The organism is Streptomyces sp. AK08-02 (assembly GCF_033795085.1).
Taxonomy (GTDB): Bacteria; Actinomycetota; Actinomycetes; order Streptomycetales; family Streptomycetaceae; genus Streptomyces; species Streptomyces echiniscabiei.
The window spans coordinates 201,824-220,889 of sequence record NZ_JARAZV010000008.1; the positions used below are offsets into that span (position 1 = coordinate 201,824).

Annotated in this window: 18 protein-coding genes; 14 read left to right on the forward strand and 4 right to left on the reverse strand. The window is 70.9% G+C overall.

Going from position 1 to position 19,066, the window contains the following annotated elements:
* Positions 1–48: 48 nt before the first annotated feature.
* Positions 49–2,421, reverse strand: a complete 2,373-nt coding sequence (locus tag PV734_RS18470; RefSeq protein ID WP_319290348.1) for a Tex family protein — start codon at positions 2,419–2,421, stop codon at positions 49–51.
* A gap of 204 nt (positions 2,422–2,625) precedes the next feature.
* On the opposite strand from PV734_RS18470, the gene PV734_RS18475 reads away from it, so the two are divergent.
* A complete protein-coding gene (locus tag PV734_RS18475; RefSeq protein WP_319290350.1) occupies positions 2,626–3,606 on the forward strand; it encodes a GlxA family transcriptional regulator in 981 nt (326 codons plus the stop codon).
* Between the two features lie 10 nt (positions 3,607–3,616).
* Positions 3,617–4,258 (forward strand): DJ-1/PfpI family protein, encoded by a 642-nt coding sequence (locus PV734_RS18480; protein ID WP_319091216.1) that lies wholly within the window; start codon positions 3,617–3,619, stop codon positions 4,256–4,258.
* Here the strand turns inward: PV734_RS18480 and PV734_RS18485 are convergent.
* Positions 4,239–5,009: an enoyl-CoA hydratase/isomerase family protein gene (locus PV734_RS18485; RefSeq protein WP_319290351.1), complete on the reverse strand. Its 771-nt coding sequence runs from the start codon at positions 5,007–5,009 to the stop codon at positions 4,239–4,241. The genes PV734_RS18480 and PV734_RS18485 overlap by 20 nt on opposite strands.
* Before the next feature lie 243 nt (positions 5,010–5,252).
* Here PV734_RS18485 and PV734_RS18490 point away from each other — a divergent pair, with 243 nt between their 5' ends.
* On the forward strand, positions 5,253–5,768 hold the full coding sequence (locus tag PV734_RS18490) for an ATP-binding protein (RefSeq protein ID WP_319091337.1): 516 nt from the start codon (positions 5,253–5,255) through the stop codon (positions 5,766–5,768).
* Positions 5,769–5,964: 196 nt separating this feature from the next.
* Here PV734_RS18490 and idi read toward each other — a convergent pair whose 3' ends face one another.
* Positions 5,965–6,561 (reverse strand): isopentenyl-diphosphate Delta-isomerase, encoded by a 597-nt coding sequence (gene idi / locus PV734_RS18495; protein ID WP_319091214.1) that lies wholly within the window; start codon positions 6,559–6,561, stop codon positions 5,965–5,967.
* Between the two features lie 234 nt (positions 6,562–6,795).
* Positions 6,796–7,734 (reverse strand): cation diffusion facilitator family transporter, encoded by a 939-nt coding sequence (locus PV734_RS18500; protein WP_319091213.1) that lies wholly within the window; start codon positions 7,732–7,734, stop codon positions 6,796–6,798.
* A 433-nt stretch (positions 7,735–8,167) separates the two neighbouring features.
* Between PV734_RS18500 and PV734_RS18505 the strand changes: the two genes are divergently transcribed.
* The 11 genes from PV734_RS18505 (at position 8,168) to hpnE (ending at position 19,035) form a co-directional block, all read left to right on the forward strand.
* Positions 8,168–10,009, forward strand: a complete 1,842-nt coding sequence (locus tag PV734_RS18505; protein ID WP_319091212.1) for a DUF5941 domain-containing protein — start codon at positions 8,168–8,170, stop codon at positions 10,007–10,009.
* The gene (locus PV734_RS18510; RefSeq protein ID WP_319290352.1) at positions 10,006–10,758 is read left to right on the forward strand and encodes a phosphocholine cytidylyltransferase family protein; all 753 of its coding nucleotides are present in this window, start codon (positions 10,006–10,008) and stop codon (positions 10,756–10,758) included. The genes PV734_RS18505 and PV734_RS18510 overlap by 4 nt, the downstream gene beginning before the upstream one ends.
* Entirely contained in the window at positions 10,746–11,807 is a 1,062-nt protein-coding gene (locus PV734_RS18515) for an iron-containing alcohol dehydrogenase family protein (protein WP_319091209.1), read from the forward strand. Before PV734_RS18510 ends, PV734_RS18515 begins: the two co-directional genes overlap by 13 nt.
* Positions 11,785–12,567: a CDP-alcohol phosphatidyltransferase family protein gene (locus PV734_RS18520; RefSeq protein ID WP_319290354.1), complete on the forward strand. Its 783-nt coding sequence runs from the start codon at positions 11,785–11,787 to the stop codon at positions 12,565–12,567. The genes PV734_RS18515 and PV734_RS18520 overlap by 23 nt, the downstream gene beginning before the upstream one ends.
* 8 nt (positions 12,568–12,575) lie before the next feature.
* Complete coding sequence (locus tag PV734_RS18525; protein WP_415924228.1) at positions 12,576–13,448, forward strand: glycosyltransferase family 2 protein; 873 nt, start codon at positions 12,576–12,578, stop codon at positions 13,446–13,448.
* Between the two features lie 100 nt (positions 13,449–13,548).
* Positions 13,549–14,478 carry an ABC transporter permease gene (locus tag PV734_RS18530; RefSeq protein ID WP_319091205.1) on the forward strand — a complete coding sequence of 310 codons (930 nt, stop codon included), beginning with the start codon at positions 13,549–13,551 and terminating at the stop codon, positions 14,476–14,478.
* On the forward strand, positions 14,471–15,250 hold the full coding sequence (locus tag PV734_RS18535; RefSeq protein WP_319091204.1) for an ABC transporter ATP-binding protein: 780 nt from the start codon (positions 14,471–14,473) through the stop codon (positions 15,248–15,250). Before PV734_RS18530 ends, PV734_RS18535 begins: the two co-directional genes overlap by 8 nt.
* A gap of 380 nt (positions 15,251–15,630) precedes the next feature.
* Positions 15,631–16,533, forward strand: coding sequence for a squalene synthase HpnC (gene hpnC, locus PV734_RS18540; RefSeq protein WP_319290355.1), 903 nt, complete (start codon positions 15,631–15,633; stop codon positions 16,531–16,533).
* Positions 16,530–17,480, forward strand: coding sequence for a presqualene diphosphate synthase HpnD (hpnD, locus tag PV734_RS18545; RefSeq protein WP_319091202.1), 951 nt, complete (start codon positions 16,530–16,532; stop codon positions 17,478–17,480). The genes hpnC and hpnD overlap by 4 nt, the downstream gene beginning before the upstream one ends.
* Positions 17,480–17,620, forward strand: a complete 141-nt coding sequence (locus PV734_RS45825; protein ID WP_415924224.1) for a DUF6380 family protein — start codon at positions 17,480–17,482, stop codon at positions 17,618–17,620. The genes hpnD and PV734_RS45825 overlap by 1 nt, the downstream gene beginning before the upstream one ends.
* On the forward strand, positions 17,617–19,035 hold the full coding sequence (gene hpnE, locus PV734_RS18550) for a hydroxysqualene dehydroxylase HpnE (protein WP_319290357.1): 1,419 nt from the start codon (positions 17,617–17,619) through the stop codon (positions 19,033–19,035). The genes PV734_RS45825 and hpnE overlap by 4 nt, the downstream gene beginning before the upstream one ends.
* The last annotated feature ends 31 nt before the right edge of the window (positions 19,036–19,066 follow it).

Consider the following 19,066-nt stretch of genomic DNA (forward strand, 5'->3'; position numbering starts at 1 on the left):
CGCGCCCGTCCAACCCGCCCAGCCCCCACCGGCCCCCGGCGCCAGTACTCACCGCCGCTTGGGATCGACCAACCCAGCCTTCCGCAACGCGTCAGCCATCGCACTGTTCCCCGGCGCGGGCGTCTGCTGCGGCCGGGCCCCTCCACCAGCTTGCCCCTGCCGCTGCTGCCGAGGCTGAGGCGGCCGCCCTCCGCGCGAAGGCCGCCCCTGCTGCGCCTCCCCGGAGGGCACCGCCTCGTCGTCCAGGCGCAGTGTCAGTGAGATCCGCTTCCGGGGAATGTCGACGTCGAGCACCTTCACCTTGACGATGTCACCGGACTTCACCACGTCGTGCGGGTCCTTGACGAACGTCTTCGACATCGCGGACACATGCACCAGCCCGTCCTGGTGGACGCCGACATCCACGAACGCCCCGAACGCCGCCACGTTCGTGACCACACCCTCCAGCACCATCCCGGAGACCAGGTCGCCGATCTTCTCGACGCCCTCCTTGAACGTGGCCGTCGCGAACGCGGGCCGCGGGTCGCGCCCGGGCTTCTCCAGCTCGCGCAGAATGTCCGTCACCGTCGGCAGACCGAACTTCTCGTCGACGAAGTCGTCGGGCCGCAGCGACCGCAGCACCGCCGTGTTCCCGACCAGCGACGCCACCTGGTTCCCCGCGGACTTCACCATCCGCCGCACCACCGGATACGCCTCCGGGTGCACACTGGACGCGTCCAGCGGATCGTCCCCGCCCCGGATCCGCAGGAATCCCGCACACTGCTCGTACGCCTTCGGCCCGAGCCGCGCGACACTCTTCAGCTGGGACCGCGAGGTGAACGGCCCGTTCGCGTCACGGTGCGCCACGATGTTCTCCGCGAGCCCGGAGGAGATGCCGGAGACCCGCGAGAGCAGCGGCGTGGAAGCGGTGTTGACGTCGACACCGACACCGTTCACACAGTCCTCGACCACCGCGTCCAGCGACCGTGACAGCTTCACCTCGGACAGGTCGTGCTGGTACTGGCCGACCCCGATCGACTTCGGGTCGATCTTCACCAGCTCGGCCAGCGGGTCCTGCAGCCGCCGGGCGATCGACACCGCCCCGCGCAGCGACACATCCATGCCGGGCAGCTCCTGCGAGGCGAACGCCGACGCCGAGTACACCGACGCGCCCGCCTCGGACACCATCACTTTGGTGAGTTTCAACTCCGGGTGCTTGGCGATGAGTTCACCCGCGAGTTTGTCCGTCTCGCGGGACGCCGTACCGTTGCCGATGGCGATCAGGTCGACCGAGTGCTCCTTGGCGAGCCGGGCCAGTTTGGCCAGTGCCTCGTCCCACTTGTTCGCCGGTACGTGCGGATAGATCACGTCCGTGGCGACGGCCTTGCCCGTCGCGTCCACCACGGCCACCTTGACGCCCGTGCGGAAACCGGGGTCCAGGCCCAGCGTCGCGCGGGTGCCGGCCGGGGCGGCGAGCAGCAGGTCGCGAAGGTTCGCCGCGAACACGTTGACCGCCTCGTCCTCGGCGACCGTACGCAGCCGAAGGCGCACATCGATGCCGAGGTGTACGAGGATCCGCGTCCGCCAGGCCCAACGCACCGTGTCCTTGAGCCACTTGTCGCCGGGACGGCCGCGCTCGGCGATCCCGAAACGGTGGGCGATGATCCCCTCGTAGGAGGAAGGGCCCTCCGTCGGCTCCTCCGGCTCCAGGACGAGGTCGAGGACGTCCTCCTTCTCGCCGCGCAGCATCGCGAGGATGCGGTGCGAGGGCAGGGCGGTGAAGGGCTCGGCGAAGTCGAAGTAGTCGGCGAACTTGGCGCCCGCCTCCTCCTTGCCCTCCTTCACCTTGGCGGCCAGCCGCCCGCGCACCCACATGCGTTCACGCACCTCGCCGATCAGGTCGGCGTCCTCGGAGAACCGCTCGGTGAGGATCGAGCGCGCGCCGTCCAGCGCGGCCTGCGGATCGGCGACGCCCTTGTCGGCGTCGACGAAGGCCGCCGCCGCGGCGAGCGGGTCGACGGACGGGTCTCCGAGCAGCCCCTCGGCCAGCGGTTCCAGTCCGGCCTCGCGTGCGATCTGTGCCTTCGTCCGCCGCTTCGGCTTGAACGGCAGGTAGATGTCCTCCAGGCGCGCCTTCGTCTCGGCCCCGCGGATCTGCGCCTCGACCTCGGGCGTCAGCTTGTCCTGCTCGCGCACCGATTCGAGGATCGCGGCCCGCCGCTCCTCCAACTCCCGCAGATAGCGCAGCCGCTCCTCCAACGTGCGCAGCTGCGCATCGTCGAGCATCTCTGTCGCTTCCTTGCGGTAGCGGGCGATGAAGGGCACGGTCGAACCCCCGTCGAGCAACTCGACGGCGGCCCTCACCTGCCGCTCCCGTACGCCGAGTTCCTCGGCGATCCTGCCTTCGATGGACCCTACTTCGATGGACCCGGGTGTCGTCACGATCCCGTACCGCCTTCTCCACTGAGGTTGCGCGGCAATTGTGGCAGGTGGCACCGACAACCGGGGCCCAGGGCGCCATCCGGCACGCAGGAGACCGCGGCGGACCACGAGACGCCGGTCATGGGGTCGCCGCGCACCGCTGATGGCAGGAAAGGTGGGAAAATCGTCATTGCGGCCATCGAGGCGCCCGCCCAGAATCGGGGCATGGCGCAGCGAACCGTCCTTGTCGTCCTCTTCGACGGCGTCCAGAGCCTTGACGTCACCGGCCCCGTCGAGGTGCTGGCACAGGCCTCCACCCGGCACCCCGGCAGCTACCGGATCCGTACGGCGTCGTTGACCGGTGAGCCGGTACGCACCTCCAGCGGTCTCACCCTCGTACCGGACGGCGTGCTCGCCGACGTACCCGCACCGCACACCCTCCTGGTCCCGGGCGGCCCGGGCGCCCGCGCCGCCGATCCGCGCCTGGTGGACTGGCTGCGGGCGCACGGGCCGCGCCCCGAACGGCTGGTGTCCGTCTGCACGGGAGCGATCCTGCTCGCCACCGCCGGTCTCCTGGACGGCCTTCGCGCGACCACCCACTGGGCGTACTGCGACCGGCTCGCCCGCGACCACCCGGCCGTCGAGGTCGACCCGGAGCCCATCTACGTACGCGACGGCCGGGTGGTGACGTCCGCCGGAATCACCGCGGGGATCGACCTCACCCTCGCACTGGTGGAGGAGGACCTCGGCCGTGACACCGCGCTCGCCGTGGCCCGCCATCTGGTCGTCTTCCTGCGCCGACCGGGAAACCAGGCACAGTTCAGCGCCCAGCTCTCCGCGCAGACCGCCCGGCGTGAGCCACTGCGCGAGGTCCAGCACTGGATCACCGAACACCCGGACGACGATCTGAGCGTCGAGTCCCTCGCCGCCCGCGCCCGTCTCTCACCCCGCCACTTCGCCCGCGCCTTCCGCACGGAGACCGGCACGACCCCGGGCCGGTACGTCGACCGGGTCCGCCTCGAACACGCCCGCCGCCTCCTGGAGGACACCTCAGACGGCATCGAGGGAATCTCGCGCGCCAGCGGCTACGGCACCCCGGAGGCCATGCGCCGCGCCTTCGTCAGAAGCCTCGGCACGGCCCCGGCGGAGTACCGCCGCCGTTTCGACCCCGCACCCACTCACCGAACCGAACCCACCACCCGCTGAAAGGCAGTCCATGCAGATCGCCCTGCTGCTCTTCGACCGCTTCACCGCCCTGGACGCCGTCGGCCCGTACGAGATCCTCAGTCGGCTCCCGGGCGCGGAGACCGTCTTCGTCGCCGAGGAGACCGGCCCCGTCCGCAACGACAGCGGCACCCTCGCGCTCACCGCCGACCGCACCCTGGCCGACGTGCCGCACCCCGACATCGTGGTCGTCCCCGGTGGGCCGGGCCAGTCCGCGCAGATGGAGAACGAGGCCCTGCTCGGCTGGCTGCGCACGGCCGACGCCACCACCGCCTGGACGACCTCCGTGTGCACCGGCTCACTGCTCCTGGCCGGCGCCGGGCTGCTCACCGGCCGCCGCGCGACCTCGCACTGGCTGGCCCTGGGCGAGCTCCCGAAGTACGGCGCCGAACCCACGGGCGAGCGGGTCGTGACGGACGGCAAGTACGTCACCTCCGCCGGGGTCTCCTCCGGCATCGACATGGCGCTCACCCTGACCGGCCGGATCGCGGGCGACGAGCAGGCGCAGGCTGTACAGCTGTGGACGGAGTACGACCCGCGGCCGCCCTACGACTCCGGCGCCCCGCACAAGGCACCCGCACACGTGGTCGAACTGCTCCGGTCCCGCAGTCGGTTCACCGTGGCGTGGGAGTAGGCGACTTCGGCCCCGTCCAGGAGAAGTCCGGGGGGCGGCGCTCCAGGAACGCGGCGACCCCCTCCGCGGCCTCGCCGCTCTCCCGCGCCTGCTCGGCCCAGTACGCGTCCCGGTCGGTGCGTCCGTCCGTGAACTCCTTCGCCGAAGCCTGGGTGAGCCACGAGCGCGAGGTGAGGACGCGGGCGAACTCCGTGACCCGCTTGTCGAGTTCACCCGTGGGCAGCACCTCGTCGACGAACCCGGTGCGCAACGCGCGCTCCGAGTTGATCAACTCGCCCGAGAACAGCAGGTACTTGGCGGTCGCCGGACCCACCAGGGCCACCAACCGCCGGGTGGACGACGCCGGGTAGACGAGCCCCAGCTTCGCCGGCGTCACCCCGAACAGCGCGCCCTCCTCCGCGAACCGCAGATCGCAGGCCGCCGCGAGCTGCGCGCCGCCGCCCACACAGTGCCCTCGGATCGCCGCGAGGACCGGCTTCGGGAAGGCCGCGAGGGCGTCCTCCGCCCGTACGGCCAGCCGCTGCGCCTCCTCCGGCGAACCCTGGAGTGTCGAGATGTCGGCGCCCGCGCAGAACGTCCCGTCCGCTCCCGTGAGCACCAGGACGCGGACGTCCGGGTCGGCGGCCAGACCGGCGAGCAGCGGCGGCAGCGCGCTCCACATGCCGGCCGTCATGGCGTTGCGCTTGGCCGGGTGTCGGATGACGACGGTGGCGATCCCATCGGCGGCACTGTGGGTCAGCTGCGGCTCCATGGGCCGGATGGTATCCGCCGGATCAGGGCGCCCCGACGGTGTCGGGAGTAAACCCGTACAACCCGAATAGTTCACGAAGCCGACAGGGGGTGAGCAGGTCCGGTCGCATGTGGGCTCATGGCGTACTGGATCGGGCGGAAGCGTTCGATACGTGCTGACTTCTGTTCAGTTCTCCGGTGGCGACCCTTCGTTACCAACACTCGTCCCGTGGTGACAATCGAGCGCGAGGGCGGCGACCGAACGATGGATGACCATGGGCGCGAGTCCGGCTCACGCCCAGCGGACGACGGTGGGCCGACGGAGGCGGAGCGGAGACCCCCGGACCCGCTTCCCTACGAAGGGGTCTGGAGGTTCACCGCACCAGCCGTCGACGCCTCCGTCCCGCAGGCGCGGCACGCCGTCCGGGACCTGCTGTACCGGCAGGGAGTGCCGGCCGCACCGGACGTGGTGCAGGGGCTGCTGCTGATCGTCTCCGAACTGGCGACGAACGCCGTCCGGCACGCGGCGCTCCTCTCCCCGACCCTCGCCGTCGAGGTCGCCGTCGGCGCCGAGTGGGTCCGGGTGTCGGTGGAGGACAACCACCCCTACCGCCCCAGCGCCCTGGAGGCCGACCACGGCCGGACCGGCGGTCGCGGACTGCTTCTGGTCCGTGAGATCACCAGGGAGGCGGGCGGGGTCTGCGACATCGAGCACACGGCGAGCGGCGGCAAGGTCGTCTGGGCGGCCCTGCCGCTCACCCCCGTACAGGTGCGGCCTTAGGCCCTGTCCGGCCGATCATGTCGCAGACGCGGGGTGTGGCACGCACGTCTGCCGCGTTGTCGTCGGTTGCCGACGCTCCGCGTCGACGCCCTCCTCCGCCTTGCAGCCGCACGCACCACACCCCGCTCACCGAGATCAGACTGGAGCTGCTGCCTTCCTGCGACTTGATCGGCCGGACAGGGCCTAGCCGCGGCCCTCACCAGCCGGCCGACGGACCCGTCAGCTCCCGGACCGCCGGGCGCGCCGCGTCCAGCACGGTCATGAACCAGGCCGAGAACGGGTCCTTCTCATGCCGCTCCGCCAGCTCGGCCGGAGTGACGTAGGCCGTGTCCCCGACCTCCTCCGGGTCCGGCGCGAGGGCCGACTGCGCCATCCCGACGAAGAGATGGTTGTACTCCTGCTCCACCAGGCCCGACTCCGGGTCGGGGTGGTTGTAGCGGACCGTGCCCGCCTCGGCGAGCAGCGACGGAGAGACGCCCAGCTCCTCGTACGTCCGCCGGGCCGCCGCCGCGAAGGGCGCCTCACCCGGGTAGGGGTGGCCGCAGCAGGTGTTGGACCAGACGCCGGGGGAGTGGTACTTGCCCAGCGCGCGCTGCTGGAGGAGCAGTCGACCCTGCTCGTCGAAGAGGAAGACGGAGAACGCCCGGTGCAGTCGGCCTGGTGGCTGGTGGGCGGAGAGCTTCTCGGCGGTGCCGATCGTCGTGCCGTTCTCGTCGACCAGTTCGAGCAAGATCGCTTCTGCTGTGCCGTTCGACGAACTGTTGTGCGTCGCGGTGGCAGGTGTGATCGGCATACCCATCCTTCGCCTCGGTCTTCGAGCCCCAAGTCTGCCGTACTGATCCGGCACTCCCGGCACTTCGCGGCGCCCCCCCCCCGCATGTCCGGCGCGAAAGTGGCCCGACGGTGACGTGATAGTCCATCGTGCCCTGTCGCCCGGTCCGGGAACCGCCCGCGAGGGGGCTTGAAGAAGGAGACGCGGGCGCGCGCCGGACGGCTGCGTTCCGTCGACGGCGCACGCCCAACGGGCTCAGAGGCAGAGTTTCGACTCGTGCTCGGCGTGCCCGCCCGGCTCCAGCTGGAAGGTGCAGTGCTCCACGTCGAAGTGGTCGCCCAGACAGCCCTGGAGCTCGTGCAGCATCTTCTCGTGCCCGATCCCGCTCAGTACCTCCGAACTGACGACCACGTGCGCCGACAGCACCGGCATCCCCGAGGTGATCGTCCAGGCGTGCAGATCGTGTACGTCCTCCACCCCCGGAAGCGCCAGTATGTGGGCCCGTACGTCCGCCATGTCGACGTCCCTGGGAGCCGCCTCCAGGAGCACGTTCAGGGTCTCGCGCAGCAGTTTCCAGGTGCGCGGGACGATCATCACACCGATGACGACCGAGGCGATGGGGTCGGCCCGCTGCCAGCCCGTCGCCATGATGACCGCCGCCGAGATCAGCACCGCCACCGAGCCCAGCGCGTCCGCGGCGACCTCCAGGAAGGCGCCCCGCACGTTCAGGCTCTCCTTCTGGCCACGCATCAGCATCGCCAGCGAGATCATGTTCGCCACCAGGCCGATCAGACCGAAGACGACGGTCACCCCGCCCTCGGTCTCCGCGGGTGTGACGAACCGCTGGATCGCCTCGTACAGGACGTATCCACCGACGCCGAGCAGCAGCAGACAGTTGGCGAGCGCGGCGAGGATCTCGGCACGGGCGTACCCGAAGGTGCGGTTGCCGCTCGGCGGACGGTTCGCGAAGTGGATCGCGAGGAGCGCCATGCCGAGGCCCAGCGCGTCCGTCGCCATGTGGGCCGCGTCCGCGATGAGCGCGAGCGAGTCGGCGACGAGCCCGCCGACGATCTCGACGACCATGACGGTGAGCGTGATGGCCAGCGCGAAGCGCAGCCGCCCGCGGTACGCCGCTGCCGCCGTACCCGTGCTCGGCGCGCCGTGCGCGTGTCCGTGATCGTGCCCAGCCCCCATGGAAGCCGCCTCCTGGTGTTCGTGCCGAGCCCCGTCCCGGGATCAGTGAACTACGGGTGGGGGGTATGTGGCAACGCGGCACTGAACACCGTTGTCATGTGCCCTGACCTGCGGAAACGAAAAGCAGGTCAAGAGGCGCGGACAAGGTGGTCGCTCACCGGGTGACGCCCGTCGCCCCGACGGGCGGACCGGGGCCCGTGCGGGGCCCCGGCCGGGGCGACGGTTTGTGCGAGGCGGGTGGGGTCGCCCATGATGACCGGGTCGCGGTGGCCGCCGGGCCGACGGAATCGGACCTCGAACAGCCGGTGAGCACAGGCGTGGCCCCATCCGATAGCCTCTGCCGACATGCTGCCCGGCCACCGTGGGTCAGGGTTCCCCCACCATCATGTACAGGACCGGCGTGCACGCGTCGGTGTCCAGGGAGTGAGTTCGGTTGCCGACCGCCATCCTCACGGGTCAGCCGGTTCCCGGATCGTCGATCGAGGACGATCTGCGGTCCCTGGGCTTCGACGTGCGGAGCGCGACCGACGTCGCCGACACCGAGACCCTCCTCGCCGAGTCATCCTGTGACGAACGGGTGGCCCTGGTGGACGCCCGCTTCGTCGGCCACCTCCACGCGCTGCGCCTCGGCCTCACCGACCCGCGCTTCCCGCTCGCCGCCGTACCGGGCGCCCTGACGGCACAGCCCGGCGCCGGCCGCGCCGCACTGACCCGGGAACTGGCCCGGGAGATCTCCGCGAGCGGCGACGCCCCGACGAACCCCGGCACGGCCGGCTCCGCCGTCGCCGCGGACGGCCTCGCCGACCGCATCGCCCTCGCTCTGGACGCGGACGGCCCCGGAGTCCACCGCCCCGGTCTGGGCAGCCTGACCGCCACCGTCCCCGTCGGCGCCGAGGCCCGCGACGAGGCACAGCGGGCCGTCGCCGCCGTCGACGACGAGGACGTACGCCTGAAGTCGGCCGTGAAGTCCCGGGACGGCTTCTTCACCACCTTCTGCGTCAGCCCGTACTCCCGCTATCTGGCACGCTGGTGCGCCCGCCGGAACCTCACCCCGAACCAGGTCACCACCGCATCGCTGCTCACCGCGCTGATCGCGGCCGGCTGCGCGGCCACCGGCACCCGCGGCGGCTATGTCACGGCGGGCGTGCTCCTCCTGTTCTCCTTCGTCCTGGACTGCGTGGACGGCCAGCTCGCCCGCTACTCCCTCCAGTACTCGACGCTCGGTGCCTGGCTGGACGCCACCTTCGACCGCGCCAAGGAGTACGCCTTCTACGCGGGCCTCGCACTCGGGGCGGCACGCGGCGGCGACGACGTATGGGCGCCGGCCCTGGGCGCGATGGTCCTGCAGACCTGTCGCCATGTCGTCGACTTCGCCTTCAACGAGGCCACCGCGGGAGACACGGCCGCGACAGCGAACACCAGCCCGACGGCCGCCCTCTCCGACCGCCTCGACGGCGTCGGCTGGACGGTCTGGGCGCGACGGATGATCGTCCTGCCGATCGGCGAGCGCTGGGCCCTGATCGCCGTCCTCACGGCCCTGACCACCCCCCGGACCACGTTCACCGTGCTGCTCGTCGGCTCCGGGTTCGCGGCGACCTACACGACGGTGGGCCGCGTACTGCGCTCACTCACCCGAAAGGCCCAGCGGACCGAACGGGCGACGCGAGCACTGGCGGCCCTGGCCGACAGCGGGCCGCTCGCCGAGCTGCTGGCCCGTACCGCACGCGGCACCCCGGCGTCCGCCCCGGCCGTGCTGGCCCTGGCCGGAGCGGGCCTCGTGCTGTGCTCGGCCACCCTGTGGGGCGCCGGATGGCAGACCGTGGCCTTCTGCCTCGGTTACGTCGTCGCGTCGGGCGTCGCCGTCCTGGGGCCTCTCAAGGGCGCCCTCGACTGGCTCGTCCCCCCGCTCTTCCGGGCCGCCGAATACGGCACAGTCCTCCTTCTCGCGGGCAAAGCGGAGGTAAACGGAGCACTTCCCGCAGCTTTCGGCCTCGTGGCCGCCGTCGCCTACCATCACTACGACACGGTGTACCGCATCCGTGGCGACGCCGGAGCGCCCCCGCACTGGCTGGTACGGGCGAGCGGAGGGCACGAGGGCCGGACACTGGTGGTCGTCGTACTGGCCGCGCTGCTCACCGCCTCGCAGTTCGTGGTCGCGCTCACGGTCCTGGCCGTGGCCGTGGCCCTGCTGGTGCTCGTCGAGAGCATCCGCTACTGGGTGACCGCCCACCAGGACGGCGCCCCCGCCGTACACGACGAAGGAGTACCCGCATGATCGGCCTCGTGCTGGCGGCCGGCGCCGGACGGCGTCTGCGCCCCTACACCGACAGCCTGCCCAAGGCTCTCGTGCCGGTCGGCCCCACGGGCGACGAGGACGGCCCCACCGTCCTCGACCTCACCCTCGCCAACTTCGCCGAGATCGGCCTCACCGAGGCCGCGATCATCGTCGGCTACCGCAAGGAAGCCGTGTACGAGCGGCAGACGGCCCTGGAGAAGAAGTACGGGGTGAAGCTCACACTCATCGACAACGACCGCGCCGAGGAGTGGAACAACGCCTACTCCCTCTGGTGCGGCCGGGACGCCCTCGCCGACGGGGTCATCCTCGCCAACGGCGACACCGTGCACCCCGTCTCCGTCGAGCGGACGCTGCTCGCCGCGCGCGGCGACGGGAAGCGCATCATCCTGGCCCTCGACACGGTGAAGGATCTCGCCGACGAGGAGATGAAGGTGATCGTGGACCCGGAGAGCGGCGTGCGGAAGATCACCAAGCTGATGGACCCGGCCGAGGCCACCGGCGAGTACATCGGTGTCACCCTCATCGAGGGCGCCGCCGCGGCCGACCTGGCCGACGCCCTGAAGACCGTGTGGGAGACCGACCCCCAGCAGTTCTACGAGCACGGCTACCAGGAACTGGTCGACCGTGGTTTCCGCATCGACGTGGCACCCATCGGCGAGGTCCCGTGGGTCGAGATAGACAACCACGACGATCTCGCCCGAGGACGGGAGATCGCGTGCCGGTACTGACGAGGCTGATCCCCTCGCCGGTCGTCGTCGACATCCGCCGAGGGGCCCTGGACCACCTGGCGGACGTACTGTTCGACCAGCGGATCTCGCACTCCGGGAAGATCGCCGTCGCGATCAGCTCCGGTTCCGGCGCGAGGCTGCGCGAGCGGCTGGCCCCGGCGCTGCCCGGCGCGAGCTGGTACGAGGTCGCCGGCGGCACCATCGACGACGCGGTCAAACTCGGCGACGCCATCAAGTCCGGCCACTACGACGCCGTGGTCGGCCTCGGCGGCGGCCGGATCATCGACTGCGCCAAGTTCGCCGCCGCCCGCGTCGGGCTGCCCCTCGTCGCGGTCGCCACCAACCTCGCGCACGACGGCCTCTGCTCCCCGGTCGCCACCCTCGACAACGACGCGGGACGCGGCTCGTACGGCGTACCCAACCCGATCGCCGTCGTCATCGACCTCGATGTGATCCGCGAGGCCCCGGCACGGTTCGTGCGCTCCGGCATCGGCGACGCCATGTCGAACATCTCCGCCGTCGCCGACTGGGAACTGGCCTGCCAGGTCAACGGCGAGAAGATCGACGGGCTCGCCGCCGCGATGGCCCGCCAGGCCGGGGAAGCGGTCCTGCGCCATCCCGGCGGGGTCGGCGACAACGCGTTCCTCCAGGTGCTGGCCGAGGCCCTCGTCCTCACCGGTATCGCCATGTCGGTGTCGGGCGACTCCCGCCCGTCCTCCGGCGCCTGTCACGAGATCAACCACGCCTTCGACCTGCTGTACCCCAGACGCGCCGCCAGCCACGGCGAACAGTGCGGCCTCGGCGCCGCCTTCGCCATGTATCTGCGGGGCGCGCACGAGGAGGCCGCGTACATGGCCGAGGTGCTGCGCCGGCACGGGCTGCCGGTGCTGCCGGAGGAGATCGGCTTCACCACGGACGAGTTCGTACGGGTCGTCGAGTACGCCCCGCAGACCAGACCCGGTCGCTACACGATCCTGGAACACCTCGACCTCACGAACGACCAGATCAAGGACACGTACGCGGACTATGTCAAGGCCATCGGTAGCTGAACTACGCCCCGTCGTCCACCCCGAAGGGGTGAAGGACCGGCGCAGCGGCGAGCACTGGGCGGGACGCCTCTACATGCGCGAGGTGTCCCTGCGGGTCGACCGTTACGTGGTCGACACCAGGATCACGCCCAACCAGCTCACGTACCTGATGGTCGTCGCGGGCGCCCTGGCGGGCGTGGCGCTCCTGGTGCCCGGCCTCACCGGGGCGCTCCTGGCAGCCCTGCTGATGCAGCTGTACCTGCTCCTCGACTGCGTCGACGGGGAGATCGCCCGCTGGCGGAACCAGACCTCGATCACCGGCGTGTACCTCGACCGCATCGGCCACTACCTGTCCGAGGCGGCCCTGCTGATCGGCTTCGGGCTGCGCGGCGCCGACCTGTGGGACGGCTCCGGGAGCCCCGAGTGGCTGTGGGCGTTCCTGGGCACCCTGGCGGCCCTCGGCGCGATCCTGATCAAGGCGGAGACCGACCTGGTGGACGTGGCACGGTCCCGCAGCGGCCTGTCCGCCGCCAAGGACGAGCTGGCGGTGCCGCGCTCCGAGGGGCTCGCCCTGGCCCGCAAGGCCGCCGCCGCGCTCAGGTTCCACCGGCTGATCGGTGGCATCGAGGCGAGCCTGTTCATCCTCTTCGTGGCGGTCCTCGACCTCATCGGCGGCGACCTGTTCTGGACCCGGCTCGGTATCGCCGTACTGGCCGGGATCGCCATCCTGCAGACCCTGCTGCACCTCGTGTCCATCCTCGCGTCGAGCAGGTTGCGGTGAGTACCGGGATGAGAGTCGGCGCGGTGATCATCACCATGGGCAACCGCCCCGACGAACTGCGCGCCCTCGTCGACTCGATCGCCAAACAGGAGGGCGACCCGGTCCAGATCGTCGTGGTCGGCAACGGCTCGCCCGTCCCGAACCTCCCCGAGGGCGTACGGAGCATCGAGCTGCCCGAGAACCTCGGCATCCCCGGCGGACGCAACGTCGGCATCGAGGCGTTCGGACCGGCCGGCCGCGACGTCGACATCCTGATGTTCCTGGACGACGACGGCCTCCTCGGCCACCAGGACACCGCCGAACTGTGCCGCCTCGCCTTCACCGCCGACCCCCGCCTGGGCATCATCAGCTTCCGCATCGCCGACCCCGACACCGGCCTCACCCAGCGCCGCCACGTGCCCCGCCCGGGAACCACGGACCCGATGCGCAGCTCCCGCGTCACCAGCTTCCTCGGCGGCGCCAACGCCGTCCGTACGAAGGTCTTCGCCCAAGTGGGCATCCTCCCCGAGGAGTTCTTCTACGCCCACGAGGAGACCGACCTCGCCTGGCGGGCCCTCGACGCGGGCTGGATGATCGACTACCGGGCCGACATGCTGCTCTACCACCCGGCGACCGCGCCCTCGCGGCACGCGGTCTACCACCGCATGGTCGCCCGCAACCGCGTCTGGCTGGCCCGCCGTAACCTCCCCGCCCCCCTGGTGCCGGTCTACCTGGGGGACTGGCTGCTCCTCACACTTCTCCGCCGACCCTCCCGCCCGGCGCTCAGAGCCTGGTGGGGCGGGTTCAAGGAGGGGCTGACCACCCCGTGCGGACCCCGCCGGCCCATCCGGTGGCGTACGGTGTGGCGGCTGACCCGACTGGGCCGCCCCCCAGTGATCTGACAAGCTCTCCATGAGAGCCCCGCGGGCCGGCCGGATCCATGGACCCGGCCCGCGCTCTGCCCCGTTCAGCTGCGCATATTGAAGACGAAAGTTTCCATTTGTGAGTGAGACAACGCATGACGGCGGTGTCGCGGTGAGCGACCGACCGTCACCCGACGACGGCCTCTCCGCGGCCGAACTCGCCGCGAAGTACGGGCTCGCCGTGAGCGGCGCCCGCCCCCGACTCGTCGAGTACGTCCGCCAGCTCTGGGGACGGCGTCACTTCATCCTGGCCTTCTCGCAGGCGAAACTGACCGCCCAGTACAGCCAGGCGAAACTCGGCCAGCTGTGGCAGGTGGCCACACCGCTGCTGAACGCGGCCGTGTACTTCTTCATCTTCGGCGTGATCCTCAAAGCCGACCGAGGCATGCCCCGCGAGGTGTACATCCCCTTCCTCGTCACGGGCGTCTTCGTGTTCACCTTCACGCAGAGCTCGGTGATGGCGGGCGTCCGCGCGATCTCCGGGAACCTCGGTCTGGTGCGCGCCCTGCACTTCCCGCGCGCCGCCCTGCCGGTCTCCTTCGCGCTGCAGCAGCTCCAGCAGCTGCTCTTCTCGATGCTCGTCCTGTTCGTGGTGTCGATCGGCTTCGGCAGCTACCCCAAGGCGTCCTGGCTGCTGATCGTCCCGGCGCTGGCACTCCAGTTCCTGTTCAACACCGGCCTCGCGCTGATCATGGCCCGGTGGGGCTCGGCGACTCCCGACCTCGCCCAGCTGATGCCGTTCGTGATGCGGACGTGGATGTACGCGTCCGGCGTGATGTTCTCCATCCCGGTCATGCTCGCCGACAAACCCAAGTGGGTCGCCGACGCCCTCCAGTGGAACCCGGCCGCCATCTACATGGACCTGATGCGCTTCGCGCTCATCGACGGCTACGGCCCGGAGAACCTCCCGCCGCACGTCTGGGCGGTCGCCGGCGCCTGGGCCGCGCTCTTCGCCGCCGGCGGATTCGTGTACTTCTGGCAGTCGGAGGAGAGGTACGGCCGTGGCTGACCCGATTCCCGGGGACAAGATCCCCACTGTCATCGCGGACGAGCTCCACATCGTCTACCGCGTCAACGGCGCCAAGACGGGCAAGGGCAGCGCCACCTCGGCCCTCAGCCGCATCATCAAGCGAGGCGACTCGCCGGGCGTGCGCAAGGTGCACGCCGTACGGGGCGTCTCGTTCGTCTCCTACCGGGGTGAGGCCGTCGGTCTGATCGGCTCCAACGGCTCCGGCAAGTCGACCCTGCTGCGCGCCATCGCCGGTCTGCTCCCCGCCGAGAGCGGCCATGTGTACACGGACGGGCAGCCCTCCCTCCTCGGCGTCAACGCCGCCCTGATGAACGACCTCACGGGCGAACGGAACGTCATATTGGGCGGCCTCGCGATGGGTATGTCCCGCGAGGAGATCAAGGAGCGCTACCAGCAGATCGTCGACTTCTCCGGCATCAACGAGAAGGGCGACTTCATCACCCTGCCGATGCGCACCTACTCCTCCGGTATGGCGGCGCGGCTGCGGTTCTCCATCGCCGCCGCCAAGGACCATGACGTACTGATGATCGACGAGGCCCTGGCCACCGGCGACCGGTCCTTCCAGAAACGCTCAGAGGACCGGATCCGCGAGCTGCGCAAGCACGCCGGCACGGTGTTCCTCGTCAGTCACAACAACAAGTCCATCCGTGACACCTGCGACCGAGTCCTGTGGCTGGAACGCGGCGAACTGCGTATGGACGGGCCCACGGACGAGGTCCTCAAGGAGTACGAGAAGTTCACCGGCAAGTAGCCGGGCGGTACACCGGCGTGTCGCCGGGCGAGTCGGGGCCCCGCCGGAACTGTTCCGGCGGGGCCCCGCGTCTGCAAAGGAAACGTCAACTCCGGGGCGTCCTAGGAATCTTGACGCCAATCGGTGCGTTCTTGTGATGCGCGGGACACCCCGACGGACCATGGCGCGTTGTACAACGTAAGCTGTACCAGTGCTGAATCGCGGCAAGTGGGGCGATAACACGCGACACCCGACATCGACCGCCGCGTGGACGGCTGGGCGGCGTGTCCGAAATAGTGCCCATTGGGTCCGCAGTGTAGAACGGGAGATGTGACGGCGATGGCTACGGAAACTCCCCAGCTCCCCACAGCGTGCGCCGTCCCCGCCCCGGGCAGCGAACGGTGACGGCAACCGGCCCCACGCGGACCGACGATCCGGCGCGCGGCACACTCGACAAGGCCGCGCACGAGAACTTCCCCGTGGCACCGTTCTTCCTGCCCCGGGCCTGGCGCACCGACCTCATGGCCGTCTACGGCTTCGCCCGCCTGGTCGACGACATCGGTGACGGCGACCTGGCTCCGGGCGGCGCCGACGCCCGCCTGCTGGGCGTCGCCCCCGCGGAGGCCGATGACCGGCTCGTCCTCCTCGACGCGTTCGAGGCCGACCTGCGCAGGGTCTTCGACGGGACCCCGCGCCACCCCCTGCTGCGCCGGCTGCGGCCGACCGTCCGATCCCGTTCGCTCACCCCCGAGCCGTTCCTCGGCCTGATCGCCGCCAACCGCCAGGACCAGCTGGTCAAGCGGTACGAGACGTACGAGGACCTCCTCTCGTACTGCGAGCTGTCCGCCAATCCCGTCGGCCGCCTCGTCCTCGCCGTCACCGGCACCGCGACGCCCGAGCGGATCCGTCACTCCGACGCCGTGTGCACCGCCCTCCAGATCGTCGAGCATCTCCAGGACGTCGCCGAGGACCTCGGCCGCGACCGGATCTATCTGCCCGCCCAGGACATGAAGCGCTTCCATGTCCAGGAGACGGACCTCGCAGCCCCCACCGCGGGAGCATCGGTGCGCGCGCTGATCGCATACGAAGCGGAACGCGCGCGCCGCCTGCTGAATGAAGGCACCCCCCTCGTGGGTAGCGTCCACGGCAGGCTGAAGTTGCTGCTCGCGGGTTTCGTGGCGGGGGGAAAGGCGGCGATCCAGGCGATCGCCGCCGCCGAATACGACGTACTTCCCGGCCCGCCCAAGCCCGGCAGGATCCAGCTGCTGCGCGAGGTGGGCACAACCCTGCGAGGAGAGGGGTGATCCGGAGCGTGGAGTCGGAACCACACGTGTCCGCACCGGTACTCGCCGCCTACAGCTACTGCGAGTCCATCACCGGGCAGCAGGCCCGCAACTTCGCGTACGGCATCAGACTGTTGCCGACGTCGAAGCGGCGCGCGATGTCGGCCCTGTACGCGTTCTCGCGCCGCGTCGACGACATCGGTGACGGCCCGCTGGCCCCCGAGGTCAAGGCCGCCCGGCTGGAGGACACCAGAGCACTGCTCGCCCGGGTGCGCGAGGGCGGGGTCGACGAGGACGACACAGACCCGGTCGCGGTCGCCCTCAGCCACGCGGGGACACAGTTCCCGATCCCGCTGGGCGGCCTCGACGAACTCATCGACGGCGTCGTGATGGACGTCCACGGCGAGACGTACGAGACCTGGGACGACCTGAAGGTCTACTGCCGCTGTGTGGCCGGGGCCATCGGGCGGCTGTCCCTGGGTGTGTTCGGCACGGAACGGGGCGCGCGCGGTTCGGAACGCGCCTTCGAGTACGCCGACACGCTGGGGCTCGCCCTCCAGCTCACCAACATCCTGCGGGACATCCGCGAGGACGCCGACAGCGGGCGCACCTATCTGCCCGCCGACGACCTCGCCAAGTTCGGCTGCTCGGCCGGGTTCAACGGTCCGAACCCGCCGGAGGGCTCCGACTTCGCGGGCCTCGTCCACTTCGAGGTACGGCGCGCCCGCACCCTGTTCGCCGAGGGCTACCGCCTGCTGCCCATGCTCGACCGGCGCAGCGGCGCCTGCGTCGCCGCCATGGCCGGTATCTACCGACGGCTCCTCGACCGCATCGAGCGCGAGCCGGAGGCCGTGCTGCGCGGCCGGGTCTCCCTGCCCGGACGCGAGAAGGCGTACGTCGCGGTGCGCGGCCTGTCCGGCCTGGACGCCCGGCACGTCTCCCGGCGGACCGTCAGGAGGCGGGCCTGATGGACGCTTCGGTGCAAGGCGACGCGCCCGCGACGAAACGGCGCGCAACCCTCCGGTCAAGGACGGCGTCCCTGACTTCAACGGCCTGCCGCGCGGCGTTCGTCCGGCGCGACGGGTGCGCAGGGGGGAGCACGCGATGAGCGAGGGTACGCAGCCCGGAGAACGTCCGGGACACCGCGGTGAGAAGAGCGCCGTGGTGGTCGGCGGCGGGCTGGCCGGCATCACCGCGGCGCTCTCGCTCGCCGACGCCGGTGTCCGAGTCACGCTGCTCGAAGGCCGGCCTCGCCTCGGCGGCCTCGCCTTCTCCTTCCAGCGCGACGGACTGACCGTCGACAACGGCCAGCACGTGTACCTGCGTTGCTGCACCGCCTACCGCTGGTTCCTCGACCGCATCGACGGCGCGGAGCTCGCTCCGGTGCAGGCCCGTCTCGACGTACCCGTCGTCGACGTGGCGAAGCCGGCCGGACGGCGCCTGGGCAGACTCCGGCGCGACGCGCTGCCCGTGCCCCTGCATCTCGGGCGCAGCCTGGCCACCTATCCGCATCTCTCGCTCGCCGAGCGCGCCTCAGTGGGACGCGCCGCGCTCGCGCTCAAGGCGCTGGACCTCGCCGACCCCGCGCTGGACGCGCAGAACTTCGGCAGCTGGCTGGCCGCGCACGGTCAGTCCGAGCGTGCCGTCGAGGCACTGTGGGACCTGGTGGGGGTCGCCACCCTCAACGCGGTGGCCGGGGACTCGTCCCTGGGGCTCGCCGCGATGGTGTTCAAGACCGGTCTGCTGTCCGACCCGGGCGCGGCCGACATCGGCTGGGCGCGTGTCCCGCTGGGCGAACTGCACGACACTCTGGCCCGCAAGGCGCTCGACTCCGCGGGCGTGCGTACCGAAGTCCGTACACGCGTCACCTCCGTCCGACACAACGAGAACGGCCGCTGGACCGTATCGGTTCCCGGCGAGACCCTCGACGTGGACGCCGTCGTGCTCGCCGTGGCCCAGCGCGAGGCCCACGATCTGCTGCCTGAGGGCGCGCTGGACGCCCCCGAACGGCTGCTGGAGATCGGCACCGCGCCCATCCTCAACGTGCATGTGGTGTACGACCGGAAAGTGCTGAACACGCCGTTCGTCGCGGCGCTCGGCAGCCCGGTGCAGTGGGTCTTCGACCGGACCGAGGCGTCCGGGCTCGGTGGCGAGGGCCAGTATCTGGCGCTGTCGCAGTCGGCCGTGCACGACGAGATCGACGAGCCCGTGGCGGCACTGCGCGAGCGGTATCTGCCGGAGCTGGAGCGGCTGTTGCCCCGCGCGCGAGGCGCCGGAGTACGGGACTTCTTCGTCACCCGGGAGCGGACAGCGACGTTCGCCCCCACCCCAGGCGTCGGTCGGCTGCGGCCCGGCGCCCGCACCAACGCCCCCGGCCTCTACCTGGCCGGCTCGTGGACCGCCACCGGGTGGCCCGCGACCATGGAGAGTGCGGTCCGCAGCGGAGTCGGTGCGGCAGGTGCCGCGCTGAGTGCCCTGGGCCGGCCCCGCCACCATCTCTTCGACGTCGAGGAGGCGGCCTGATGCTCGACCATCGGCACACGGCAGGTCCCCG

Coding starts and splice junctions, on each gene's coding strand:
- PV734_RS18475 (WP_319290350.1), top strand. CDS start 2,626: ATGGCGCAGCGAACCGTCCTTGTCGTCCTCTTCGACGGCGTCCAGAGC.
- PV734_RS18480 (WP_319091216.1), top strand. CDS start 3,617: ATGCAGATCGCCCTGCTGCTCTTCGACCGCTTCACCGCCCTGGACGCC.
- PV734_RS18485 (WP_319290351.1), bottom strand. CDS start 5,009: ATGGAGCCGCAGCTGACCCACAGTGCCGCCGATGGGATCGCCACCGTC.
- PV734_RS18490 (WP_319091337.1), top strand. CDS start 5,253: ATGGATGACCATGGGCGCGAGTCCGGCTCACGCCCAGCGGACGACGGT.
- idi (WP_319091214.1), bottom strand. CDS start 6,561: ATGCCGATCACACCTGCCACCGCGACGCACAACAGTTCGTCGAACGGC.
- PV734_RS18500 (WP_319091213.1), bottom strand. CDS start 7,734: ATGGGGGCTGGGCACGATCACGGACACGCGCACGGCGCGCCGAGCACG.
- PV734_RS18510 (WP_319290352.1), top strand. CDS start 10,006: ATGATCGGCCTCGTGCTGGCGGCCGGCGCCGGACGGCGTCTGCGCCCC.
- PV734_RS18520 (WP_319290354.1), top strand. CDS start 11,785: ATGTCAAGGCCATCGGTAGCTGAACTACGCCCCGTCGTCCACCCCGAA.
- PV734_RS18525 (WP_415924228.1), top strand. CDS start 12,576: ATGAGAGTCGGCGCGGTGATCATCACCATGGGCAACCGCCCCGACGAA.
- PV734_RS45825 (WP_415924224.1), top strand. CDS start 17,480: ATGGACGCTTCGGTGCAAGGCGACGCGCCCGCGACGAAACGGCGCGCA.
- hpnE (WP_319290357.1), top strand. CDS start 17,617: ATGAGCGAGGGTACGCAGCCCGGAGAACGTCCGGGACACCGCGGTGAG.